Annotated in this window: 13 protein-coding genes; 7 read left to right on the top strand and 6 right to left on the bottom strand. The window is 56.0% G+C overall.

What is annotated here, in order from left to right; genetic code table 11:
* The first annotated feature begins 135 nt into the window (after positions 1-135).
* The 7 genes from GOX45_RS03555 to mgrA all read left to right on the top strand — a co-directional run bounded on the left by GOX45_RS03555 (position 136) and on the right by mgrA (position 6932).
* Positions 136-1497: an amidohydrolase family protein gene (locus tag GOX45_RS03555; protein WP_171098018.1), complete on the top strand. Its 1362-nt coding sequence runs from the start codon at positions 136-138 to the stop codon at positions 1495-1497.
* Between the two features lie 69 nt (positions 1498-1566).
* The gene (locus GOX45_RS03550) at positions 1567-2958 is read left to right on the top strand and encodes an amidohydrolase family protein (RefSeq protein ID WP_171098016.1); all 1392 of its coding nucleotides are present in this window, start codon (positions 1567-1569) and stop codon (positions 2956-2958) included.
* A gap of 64 nt (positions 2959-3022) precedes the next feature.
* Positions 3023-3421 (top strand): hypothetical protein, encoded by a 399-nt coding sequence (locus tag GOX45_RS03545; protein WP_171098014.1) that lies wholly within the window; start codon positions 3023-3025, stop codon positions 3419-3421.
* A gap of 24 nt (positions 3422-3445) precedes the next feature.
* Positions 3446-3826 carry a hypothetical protein gene (locus tag GOX45_RS03540; RefSeq protein ID WP_171098012.1) on the top strand — a complete coding sequence of 127 codons (381 nt, stop codon included), beginning with the start codon at positions 3446-3448 and terminating at the stop codon, positions 3824-3826.
* Positions 3827-3941: 115 nt separating this feature from the next.
* A complete protein-coding gene (locus tag GOX45_RS03535) occupies positions 3942-4784 on the top strand; it encodes an efflux RND transporter periplasmic adaptor subunit (protein ID WP_171098010.1) in 843 nt (280 codons plus the stop codon).
* 65 nt (positions 4785-4849) lie between these two features.
* The gene (locus tag GOX45_RS03530; RefSeq protein WP_171098008.1) at positions 4850-5599 is read left to right on the top strand and encodes a DUF3299 domain-containing protein; all 750 of its coding nucleotides are present in this window, start codon (positions 4850-4852) and stop codon (positions 5597-5599) included.
* Positions 5600-5900: 301 nt separating this feature from the next.
* On the top strand, positions 5901-6932 hold the full coding sequence (mgrA, locus tag GOX45_RS03525; RefSeq protein ID WP_371808949.1) for an L-glyceraldehyde 3-phosphate reductase: 1032 nt from the start codon (positions 5901-5903) through the stop codon (positions 6930-6932).
* 586 nt (positions 6933-7518) lie between these two features.
* On the opposite strand, the gene GOX45_RS03520 is transcribed toward mgrA, so the two are convergent.
* Genes GOX45_RS03520 through GOX45_RS03495 form a run of 6 tightly spaced genes read right to left on the bottom strand, consistent with a single transcriptional unit; the run spans position 7519 to position 11642 of the window.
* Positions 7519-7914 (bottom strand): RidA family protein, encoded by a 396-nt coding sequence (locus GOX45_RS03520; protein ID WP_171098006.1) that lies wholly within the window; start codon positions 7912-7914, stop codon positions 7519-7521.
* Positions 7904-8305, bottom strand: a complete 402-nt coding sequence (locus tag GOX45_RS03515; protein WP_256368653.1) for a thioesterase family protein — start codon at positions 8303-8305, stop codon at positions 7904-7906. The genes GOX45_RS03520 and GOX45_RS03515 overlap by 11 nt, the downstream gene beginning before the upstream one ends.
* Positions 8306-8316: 11 nt before the next feature.
* A complete protein-coding gene (locus tag GOX45_RS03510) occupies positions 8317-9003 on the bottom strand; it encodes an ABC transporter ATP-binding protein (protein WP_171098003.1) in 687 nt (228 codons plus the stop codon).
* Positions 9000-9749, bottom strand: a complete 750-nt coding sequence (locus tag GOX45_RS03505; protein WP_171098002.1) for an ABC transporter ATP-binding protein — start codon at positions 9747-9749, stop codon at positions 9000-9002. Before GOX45_RS03505 ends, GOX45_RS03510 begins: the two co-directional genes overlap by 4 nt.
* Complete coding sequence (locus GOX45_RS03500) at positions 9742-10725, bottom strand: branched-chain amino acid ABC transporter permease (protein ID WP_171098000.1); 984 nt, start codon at positions 10723-10725, stop codon at positions 9742-9744. Before GOX45_RS03500 ends, GOX45_RS03505 begins: the two co-directional genes overlap by 8 nt.
* Complete coding sequence (locus tag GOX45_RS03495; protein ID WP_171097999.1) at positions 10722-11642, bottom strand: branched-chain amino acid ABC transporter permease; 921 nt, start codon at positions 11640-11642, stop codon at positions 10722-10724. Before GOX45_RS03495 ends, GOX45_RS03500 begins: the two co-directional genes overlap by 4 nt.
* Positions 11643-11647: the final 5 nt, after the last annotated feature.

The following is an 11647-nucleotide window of genomic DNA, read 5'->3' as shown; positions in this document are numbered from 1 at the left end:
ACAAAAAGGCGCCTAGAACTTGCAGAATGCCAAATCTTTTTGGAACAGCCTGTCATGCTGTCAGGCAATATCCGGCGATCATTCTAAAATCACATTCAGAAATCTACATCTGTGATTCGTATTTGGAGGGCCTCAATGACGCCGAAATTCAAATGCTTGGTGGCCACGACATCCTTTTCTGCAAGCCTGGTATTCGCGGGCCAAGGTTTTGCGCAGGAAGAGAGCTTTCCCATCCTCTTTACAAACGTGCACGTGTTCAACGGCGTCGATGAACAGCGAATTGAAAACGCAAACGTTCTGGTCGTGGACAACCTGATCGCAGAAGTATCGTCGGAACCCTTGGCCGTTGCGAATGCCCAGATCATTGATGGTGGTGGTCGCACCCTGATGCCGGGCCTGATCGACGCACATGTGCATATGACAGTCACGGAACCCGTGGCGGACCTGCGCGATAACTTCGACTGGATGTACTGGGGTGCAGTTTCGACGATTGAAGCTGAGAAAATGCTGCTACGGGGTTTCACCACTGTTCGGGATGCAGGTGGTCCTGCAATTGGTCTGCAAAAAGCGATTGATCGGGGTAAGGCCGTTGGCCCGCGTATCTACGCCTCTGGGCCCGTGATCTCGCAAACCTCGGGGCATGGAGAACATCGTGTCTATACCGAGCCCCATCCCAACTTCATGGGGGCGCAACCATCCTTCTTTAACCAGCACTTGGAGTTCCTGGCCGATGGCGTGCCGGAAACACTGCGAGCGACCCGCGAAGCCCTGCGGCTTGGCGCAGTCCAGATCAAGGTGATGGCTGGTGGTGGGGTGTCCTCTCAGGTTGATCCGTTACACACCGTTCAGGGTCTGCCGGAAGAGCTTGAGGCTTCTGTCCGGGCCGCTGCCGATTGGGGAACCTATGTAATGGTTCACGCCTATACGGACGAATCCATCGTGCGCTCAATTGAGGCAGGTGTGATCAGCATTGAACATGGACAACTGATGACCGAAGTCGGGGCTCAAGCGATCAAGGACGCGGATGCCTGGATCGTTCCGTTCTATTCGCTTCTGGGGATCGACGAGCAAACCATTGTTACTGCACTTGGGCCTGGGTCCGCCGAAAAGTTCCTCAGCGTGCAAGCGGGTGCACGAAATCAGATGCAGTTGATCAAAGATTTCGGGATCGAGAACGTGGCTTTCTCCACGGACATTATCGGCGATCCCGTCGCGCTGACCAAGCAAAACGATGAGTTCAAATACCGGCTGGAGGCATGGACTTCACACGAAATCCTGCAACAGGCCACGTCTAAATCGGCAGCACTTCTGGCACTGTCAGGAGAACTCAACCCCTACAAAGCAGGCCCGCTGGGCGTGATCGAACAAGGCGCTTATGCCGATCTGCTGCTTGTTGAAGGAAACCCGGTCGAGGATGCCGAGATCCTGGTCGACTACACCAATAACATCGACCTGATCATGAAAGATGGCGTGATCTACAAGAATACACTCGATTGAGTGTCGCGCGGGGTGAATTTACCTCGACATCCCGCGCCCCCTTAGCTTGACAAATGGGAGTACTGACACGTGAAAACACTGGCCTCACTGACAGCAATTGCTGGATTTGTTTCCTTGGCGACAAGCGGTGCGTTGGCGCAGGACGCGCTCCCGCAAACCTTGTTCACCAATGTGCATATCTTTGACGGAATTAGTGAAGAGCGGATCGAAAACGCGAATGTTCTAGTTGAAGGCAATCTCATAAAGACAGTCTCGACCGACGGTATTGATGCGCCCGATGCGACGCTTGTTGACGGGGGCGGGCGCACGCTGATGCCAGGATTGATTGACAGTCACGTGCATCTCTACGCTACAGGTCTCGTGCAATCCTTCTCGGGTCTTCAGGCCGCCAAATGGGATCAGATCGGGGCCACCGCGGCCGAAAATGCCCGCGACTATCTCCACGATGGTTACACCACGGTGCGGGATACCGGTGGAATGGGATCAGGTCTGCGCGAACTGATCGACAAGGGGATTGTAGACGGGCCACGTATCTATGCGTCAGGCGCCGCCATCGGCCCGACATCCGGGCATGGCGACTGGCGAAACCCCGAGCAGCGAACCTTCAACATGGGGTCGGACGACGTCGCCAATACGTTCAACTTGTCATACATTGCTGATGGCGCCGAAGAAATCCGGAAGGCATCGCGGCTTAACTTCGCGCATGGTGCGAGTTTCCTGAAACTGATGGCAGGGGGTGGTGTGTCATCCGAGCTCGACCCGCTCTGGTCGGTTGCCTACAACGTTGATGAGATTTCGACAGCGGTCGAGGCTGCGTCGTTCTTTGATACCTATGTGACTGTCCACGCATATACGGACGAAACGGTCACAATGGCTCTGGACGCTGGCGTCAAGTCACTGGAGCACGCTCAGATGGTGAGCGAGGAGACCGTCAAACGCATTGCGGATGAGGGTATCTTTTGGGCCCTGAATGTGGCTGGAATGGATCCGGCGCTGCTCGACCATCCGAATTTCTCGATGCCGACGGTGAAACCGAAGCTGGAAGAATATCTCGTCGGCTCAGAAAACGTCATTGAGTACATCAAGAAGTACAAACCCAAGATCGTACATAACGTCGACACCGTGCTGTCCACCATTGGGTTTGGCCGCGCACACCGAGACTTTGAGAAGTACTATTTCGCTGAATTGCTGGGTAACCACGCCTTCCTGGTTGCAGCGACCTCGACTGGCGGTGAACTCGCCCAACTGACAGGGCGGCGGAACCCTTATCCCAACAAACTGGGCGTGATCGAAGAAGGGGCCTATGCCGACATCCTGATCGTCGACGGAAACCCGCTGGAGGACCTGTCGGTTCTTGGCGCAAATCCGAAGTGGTTTGATGCACCTGCGCGTGATCGAGGGTTCGAGACCATTCGTGTGATCATGAAAGACGGCGTCTTCTACAAGAATACACTCGAATGAGCAGAGTATGCGGAAAACTGGCCCCTGCGCCTTGCGCCGTCGATACTGAACAAGGGAGCGACCCATGAACAAGGTAATCGCAGCAACTCTTTGCGCAGTTGGGATTGGTGTTTCCGGAGCAGCAGCGGAGGAGTCTCACAGCCGATACTACCTGGGGATCGGGGAACCAAACCCCGATGCCTGGCAAATCATGATCGACAATCCGACCGACCGGGAAAAGGATATGGGTGCAGCGCTCGCCGCAATGGGCGGTGAGATGATCAGCTATTTCTGGGGGCTGGCAGACGGAAAGAACTATATCACTGTCCGTATCCCGGACGATCCGGGCATGGTGCAGGCCATGTATATCTCGCGTCTGAGCCAAGGGGTTCTGAAAGACTACACCTTCATCGAACTGATGACGAGCGCGGATATGGTTGAAGCCCTGAAGCGCGTGCCGGAATTTTCAACGCCAGTCGAATGAAGTTGAGAAGCAAAGGAACAATCTATGAAGATCGCATACGGAATTCTTGCAGCCTTAGCAGCTGTGCTTTTCATCCTTGGAGGCAGCGATGCCTATGCCAAAGACAACAAGGGTAAAAAGCCGAACAAGGGGGGCAAGAACGGTGATGTCAGCATTCAGATAGAAGACAAACCCGGAAAAGGCCCAAAGGCTGTGCCACCTGGACAGATCAAGCGCTACACACGCGGTGCCAAGCTCCCATCTGACCTGGAGTTCGAAGATATTGGGGACCTTTCCAAATGGAAGCTGGGGGAGCCGGGCAAAGGAAACCGCTACATTCTGGTCGATGACGAAGTGCTCGAAGTTACGAATGACCTGTCTACCGTGGTCGATGCGGTCGGCATCGTCGGTGATCTTCTCAACTAGACGAAAGTACGATGTTTCAGGGCAAGAACTACCTCGTTTGTCCTGATGCTGGCCGGGGCGATCATTTTGTGAACCCCGGCCCAAGTTCAAAACCCGGATCCGAGGCGCTACGATGATGAAGGCCCTTCTTGTTCTTTTTGCGCTTGCTACTCTTTCGTCAGCAGGCGTTGCATACGCGCAGGAAAACGGTGCAGCAGACGTCCCGCAAACAATACATTTTGAGGGCTATGTGCAGCCCAGTCGCGAAGCAGAACTGTCGCCCTTGGTGGACAACGTGGTCACCCGAATAGCGTTTCATGCAGGTCAATACGTTCATGAGGGCGATCTACTGTTCGAGTTTGGCAAAAAGGGTCCCTTCATCGAAATGCGGCTCAGCGAAACAGCTCTGAAGGATGCGAAAGCCCAACGCATGCTCGCGGATGCGGAATTGGGACGGAAAACGGAGCTTTATCTGAAAGACCTGATACCGGAAGCAGAGTTGCAACTTGCTCAGGTGAACCGCGATCTTGCTGAAATCGCAGCGGAAAGGGCCGGCCTCGCTTATGAAGGCGCACAGCTCGCCTATAGCTTCACCGAGTTACATGCGCCTTTTTCGGGGATTATCAGCCAACCGCATGTCAAGCAGTACCAGTATCTGAGCACAGAACGACGGGGGGACGAAACGCTGGCGATCCTGTCAGACATCGACCCGGTCTACGTGGTCGTCAAAGTGCCCTACGAGGAATTCATCAAACGGCGTCAGATATTTGAATCAGATGCCGAGGCGTTTGAGGGGCTCAGCCTGTCTTTGCAGATGCCAGACGGACAATTGTACCCCTATGAGGGACATTACTTTGGTGGGGCATTCACGGTTAATCCCAAAACGCAGCTCATGGATATTTGGGCCGAGTTCCCGAACCCCGATTTGCTGCTCCGCCCAGGAGCAAAAGTCACCGTCATTTCGAGCCTAAGGAACTGAGTGATGACCCGTCGGAGTAAGTGGCCTGTTGTCCAGTCCTGCCTATAATTGAGGAGCATATGACAATGCGTTTTTCATTTGCAGTTGTCGCCGCGTGCTTATTGGCATTGCCGGCTCATTCGGAAGTTAAACGTATCGAATGGGCAGACTTGATCGATGAAACTGCTCAAAACTACGAAGATCCATTCGTCGAATTGACGGGCAAACAGCTTAGCGAACTACGTAATCTGGTTCGGCAGCGTGCGCAGCTAGAGAAAGGCGGTGCGACGCCAGAACAGCTGGGCCAGATTCAAGTGGATATCGAGGCGACTGAAGCAACCCTTGCTGAGGAAGGCGTTGATGCGGACTGGCTGATTTCCCAACGCTGGGTTGTGATGGAAAGACGTCAGAAGGCGGGCACGGCCGCCAACGTCGACATCGATGGCGTGACCATTTCATTGGGGGGATTCGTGATCCCGGCCCCCCGTGACGAAGATGGTTCCCAAATGGCATATATCGTGCCTGAACGTGGAATGTGCAGCCACGTGCCACCTCCGCCACCAAACCAGATGGTGCGTTTGCGCCTCAGCGATTCCTGGGCGCCCTCGACAGTCTACGAGCCCATCGTTGTAACAGGTCAAATCAGGATCGACCCGACGCAGAAGGAAATGCTGGTTGTTGATGGTCCCGTCCTCATGAATGCTGCGTTCACTTTGGAGGTCGATGACGTGCAGACTTTTGGACCAATCCAGACTTCCGAGGAAGCGACAACCAACAGGGCAAGTGTGCTGACTGGAAGGATCAAAGCGACTGGCGGGGCAACCAGAGACGATTAGTGGCACGTCCTCCTTGAGCTAAGCACGGTTGAGAACACACGTTCGGCCCGCTGAGTTTAATATCTGCTCGTGAGAGACGGAACGGCGAACGCGGCAGCAAGATCATAAGTCCCAGCGAACGCATCCTCGTTCCTTTTCGCAAACATTAAGATAATTCGCTAATTAACGCCCAAAGAAATCGGCGACGGCTGCTCGAACAAATTTGCGTTGGTCTTGTCGCAGGTGATCCGTTTGACAGTGCCAACAATCCATTGATTATGTGCGCATGACCAAAGCTCAACGACCGCCAAAGCCAAAACCCATTCCTTACACTCCAGAGTCGGACCGCTATGAGCGGATGATCTATCGGCGATGCGGGCGGTCGGGTGTGAAGCTTCCTGTTGTCAGCTTGGGCCTGTGGCATAATTTCGGTGCGGATTCGACGCACGAAAACAAGCGCGCCATGTGTCGGACCGCGTTTGATCATGGGATCACTCACTTTGATCTGGCGAACAATTACGGTCCGCCACCCGGTTCAGCGGAAGAGGCATTTGGCGAGATCCTCAAAACGGATTTCGCGGGTTACAGGGATGAGCTGATTATTTCCTCGAAGGCCGGCTACGACATGTGGCCAGGACCCTACGGCGAATGGGGGTCGCGCAAATACCTCATTGCGTCATGTGATCAATCACTCGCGCGAATGGGGCTTGATTACGTCGACATCTTTTATTCCCACCGTTTCGACCCCGACACCCCGCTCGAAGAGACGATGGGCGCCTTGGATCATATCGTGCGGTCGGGCCGCGCGCTCTACGCGGGTATTTCGAGCTACAACTCCCAACGCACACGCGAGGCGGTGAAGATTCTCAACGACCTTGGGACACCTTGTCTGATTCACCAGCCTTCTTACAATTTGCTCAACCGTTGGGTGGAGCGGGACGGTTTGCTCGATACCCTGGACGATCTTGGGGTAGGATCGATTGCATTCACGCCACTGGCACAAGGCATTCTGACGTCAAAATATCTGCGCCATATTCCGGATGGTAGCCGTGCCACGCAAGGAAAGTCGTTGCTCGATGGCATGATCAACGAGCGGTCCCTGGCAAGTGTCCGTGCTCTGAACGACATGGCCGAAGCACGTGGTCAGACTCTGGCGCAAATGGCTCTGGCTTGGGTGCTCAGAGGTGGGCGCGTGACCACCGCACTTATCGGCGCGTCCCGGCCGGAACAGATCGTAGATTGCGCGGGCGTCGTTGATAATCTCGACTTCAGCGCCGACGAGTTGCAAAAGATCGATGAAATCAGTTCGGAAGAAGATATCAATTTGTGGGCGCGGTCGTCAGAGACAGATTGACCAACTTTGGACGTTCGCAAAACTGAGGGCCTTTAGAGCATACGATCTTTGGCAAGTCGAACGTTTTTAGTGCGACCAACCAGCTATCAAGAGCGGTCGGCCCAGAGCTACCTTTCTCATGGTTGGTCGTTGCTGCAGTCGCACCCCGTATCGCTGACATTCGCCGGACTTGCTCTTGTTCAATGCTGTTGGATTTCTGTAGCGTGCGACAAAGCGGACATCGCAGTTCGCCACACAAATGGCAGCACCGCCCTCCTCGCGGTAGCAGCCAAAAACAACAAAAGCAGGGATCGAACCTTCCCAACGTCTGCGGGTGTAGAGCACTATCCGGATCTACAACCCGCACCCACGCTGCAAGACATTCTGGGCGCTGCGGACGCAGGCACTGTGCAGCTTACCGACATCGATTCTAATGCGTTAGACCGTAGGAGCTGTCGCGCAAGCGTCGGATCCAAAGATGAACAAGCGAAGCTTGAAACCTTCTCAAGCCTCACCTGAATTGAAAATGCAGCTCGGGAAACAGCTCTTGAATTCGGTTCGATAGTCCTTGTAAGGCGCTGCCAACTGCGCCACGCGGGCCGAAGTGTTATTCCAGATGCGCCGTCGCCTCGATTTCGACTTTCGCACGATCCTCGACCAAACCCGCTACGACCACCATCGACATCGCCGGGAAGTGCTTTCCAAACACCTCGCGATAGGCTTGCCCGACCTCTTTTTGCGCTTCGAGGTATTCTGATTTGTCAGTCACAAACCACGTCAGACGCGTCACGTCCTCAACAGACCCTCCTGCCGTCTCTACAATGGTACGGATGTTCAAAAGGGCCTGACGCATCTGATCGATGAAGCCATCTCCGACAAATCTCTTTTCGGCATCCCATCCGATCTGACCGCCAATGTGCAAGGTGCCGTCCTTGGTCAACACACCGTTTGCGTACCCCAAGGCGGGCAACCAACCTTCTGGTTGAACGACTTTATGTGGCATCAAGCTTCTCTTTTTCTTGTTCGAGTTTCTTTGCGACGTGCGGCGGCCACTTGTCTGGACGCCCATGTGCGTCGACATTGACCAGCGTTCCGGTGGTCTCAAATCGCAGTGCCTCGCCCGCATGTCCGGTCATTTTGTAGCGCGCCGATGTGCGCCCCAGGTGGACAATGCGTAAACGCAGCGTCAGGTGATCGCCATGGCGGCTTGGTGCCGCGAAACGTGTTTCGATCTGCGCCGTCGGGACCGCACCAGTTTTGTGCAGCGCCTCAAATGGGTGGTCCAAGACCTCGTCGAAGAACGCCTCGACGCAGTCGTTCATCATTTCAAAGTACCGTGGAAAGAAAACGATACCCGCAGGGTCACAATGTTTGAAAAGGACCTTTTGATGCATTTCGAATGCCATCACACCCCCACGTACTCATGAGTGATTTCCGGTGTCAGCTCGGTCATCTTCCCCGTCCAAACGGTATGCCCGCGGGCAAGGATCGTCGCGCGGTCCGATACGGCCGAGAGTTCCCTGAGCGATTTATCGATCAATAGGATGGCCATGCCCGTCTCTGTCTTGATCCGGTTGATCGCGGCCCAGATTTCCTGGCGTACGATAGGGGCCAGGCCTTCTGTGGCTTCGTCAAGGATCAAAAGCTGCGGGTTGGTCATCAGCGCGCGACCGATGGCCAGCATCTGTTGTTCGCCACCCGAAAGCGACGCAGCCCGTTGGTGGCGCCGTTCGCCTAAGCGTGGGAAAAGGTCATCCACACCCTTCAAATCCCAAGGACCAGAGCGGGCGGCGGCAACAAGGTTTTCCTGAACCGTCAGGTCTTTGAAACAGCGTCGGCCCTCGGGGACCAGGCCGATCCCCAAACGAGCGACCTTGTAGCTTGGCAACGCGTGCAGATCGTGCCCGGCAAACTGCAAACCGCCCTGCGACGGAATCATCCGGCAAATCGCCTTGACCGTCGTGGACTTTCCCATGCCGTTGCGGCCCATCAGGGCCAACACCTCGCCTGCGGCCAATTCCAGATCCACACCGAACAAAGCGGGGACCGAGCCATAGGCAGCTTTGAGATCATGAACGCGCAGCAAGCTCATGCCTCTTCTCCCAGATAGGCCTCTTGTACCTCTTTCGAGGCGCGGATTTCGTCGACCGTGCCGGTGGCGATCACGCGCCCGTAGACCAGCACCGAGATCCGGTCGGCCAGTGCAAAAACCGCATCCATGTCGTGTTCAACGAGCAGGATTGGAGCCTCCTCGCGCAGCCCATCCAGGAATGTGGTCATGGTCTTGGAGCCTTCGGTGCCAAGCCCCGCCATTGGTTCGTCCATAACAAAGGCTTTGGGGCCCAGCGTGAGCGCCACGGCGACTTCCAACTGGCGGCGTTGCCCGTGGCTGAGGTTGGCGGTGACCTGTTCAGCGGCGTCTGACAAGCCCACCCGGTCGAGGGCCGCCAACGCGCGGTCCAGAAGGTCGGTGTGCCGCGCAGCCGATCGCCAGAACTGCCAGGGACGGCCCGACTGGCCAAGCGCCCCCAAGAGCGCGTTTTCCAGAACCGTATCCTCCATCGCCAGCGCGGAGATCTGGAAGGTACGGCCCAGCCCTGCCTGCGCGCGGGCAGCTGTGCTCAACCCCGAGACATCGCGGCCCGACAGGTGAACAGACCCCGCATCAGGTTGCAGCCCACCGGAGATCTGCGCGATCAGCGTCGATTTGCCCGCACCGTTGGGGCCGATGATGGCGTGGATTTCACCAGGGCGTAGATCAATAGAAACATCATCCGTGGCCTTCAGCGCGCCAAAGCTCTTGTGCAGATTGCGGGTTTCGAGGACAGCTTCAGACATGCGGCCCCGCCTTTCCGGTCAGAATGCCGACCACTCCGCCCCGCGCAAAGAGCACGATCAGAAGCAGGATCACCCCAAGCCAGATGTGCCAAAAATCGGTGAAGGCGCCAAGGAAGTGCTCAAGTGTTACAAACAGCGCTGCTCCGATGACAGGACCCATCAGTCGTCCTACGCCGCCGATGATGATCAGAACGATCAACTCGCCGGACAGCTGCCACGAAAACATCGTGGGACTGACAAAACGGTTGAGATCAGCAAACAGCGCGCCCGCCAGCCCCGTAATCGCCCCCGAGATCACGAAGGCCAGAAGCTTCAATCGAACCGGATTGAGCCCCACCGTCTCGACTCGCGCTGGACTTTGGCGCGCCGCGTTAAGCGCCAGACCAAAGGGTGACTTGCGTAGCTTCCAGTGGACAAAGAGCGCCGCGCAAAGGGCCGCAAAGCACAACCCAAAGAACTGGATAGGGACCAGGGTGTTCAGGCCGGGGAAGCCATTTCGCACGTAGATCGACAAACCGTCCTCGCCGCCGTACGCACTCCACGAGATGGAGAAGAAGAAGAACATCTGGCCGAAGGCCAGCGTGATCATGATGAAGTAGACACCCGTCGTGCGCAGCGAGAGAAGGCCGATGACAAAGGCAGCCAGGGCCGAAACGATGATTGCCGTCAGCCATATGATCGGCATGGACTTGGTCCCGGCGATGGTGAACATCCCCAGCTCAAGCGGGGTAAAGGTCTGGGCGTGATGGGCCAGAATGCCCATTGCATAGCCGCCAAGCCCGAAAAAGGCCGCATGGCCAAGGCTGACCAATCCACCGATCCCAAGAGCAATGTTAAGACCAACGGCAGCGAGCGCCAACAACACAGCGCGGGTGGCCAACGTAATGGTAAAGGGCTCGTCCGCGCTCAGCGCCCAAAGCGGTACCACAAGAAAACCCGCAAGAACGATCCAGTTGATATAGCTTTCCCGGATCATGCTCGAGCTCCGAAAAGGCCGGTCGGTCGCCAAATCAACACGAGGCTCATCAATACATAGACTGCCATGGATGCTAGGGCCGACCCAGTCTGTGTGGCCGCACCGGTCTCCATGAAGAGTTTGAACAACTGTGGCAGGAATATACCGCCAAGAGTGTCGGTCAAACCCACAAGGATCGCACCAATAAAGGCGCCCTTGATCGATCCGATCCCACCGATCACGATCACGACAAACGCCAGGATCAACACCGGTTCCCCCATGCCGACTTGTACAGATTGAATTGCCCCCACAAGCGCGCCCGCGAGCCCCGCAAGAGCAGCACCCAGAGCAAAGACGATTGTGTACAACTTCGAGATATCGACACCGAGGGCGGCGATCATTTCACGGTCATTTTCGCCTGCGCGGATTTGAATGCCGATCCGTGTCCGCGCCGTTAGCCACCAAAGGCCAATCGCGACCGATAAACCGACACCAATTAACACGAGACGGTACAGCGGGTATTGGATGCCTCCCGGCAAAAGAGTTGGCCCGGACAGATAACTTGGCACGTCAAGGAACAGGGGGAACGAGCCAAAGATCCATCTGGTTCCCTCTGAGAAAATCAAAATCAAGGCGAAGGTGGCAAGAACCTGATCCAGGTGCGGCGCCTTATAGAGCCTTCGGATCACGACTATCTCGACAATGGCGCCCGCCAACGCTGCAGCGGCAAGTGCTGCCACCAATGCCAACAAGAAAGATCCCGTGGCGCCGGCCACCGCGGCTGCCGCAAAGGCACCGACCATGTAAAGCGACCCATGGGCCAGATTGATCAGCCCCATGACCCCAAAGATCAGGGTCAACCCGGCTGCCATCAAGAACAGCATAATGCCGAACTGCAGGCCGTTCAGGATCTGTTCGATAATCAGGATGGCGGACATGATAC

It is taken from the genome of Ruegeria sp. HKCCD7255 (assembly GCF_013031565.1).
Taxonomy (GTDB): domain Bacteria; phylum Pseudomonadota; class Alphaproteobacteria; order Rhodobacterales; family Rhodobacteraceae; genus Ruegeria.
The sequence above is the reverse complement of the archived record's forward strand: the minus strand, read 5'-3'. Positions and strand labels throughout refer to the sequence as shown.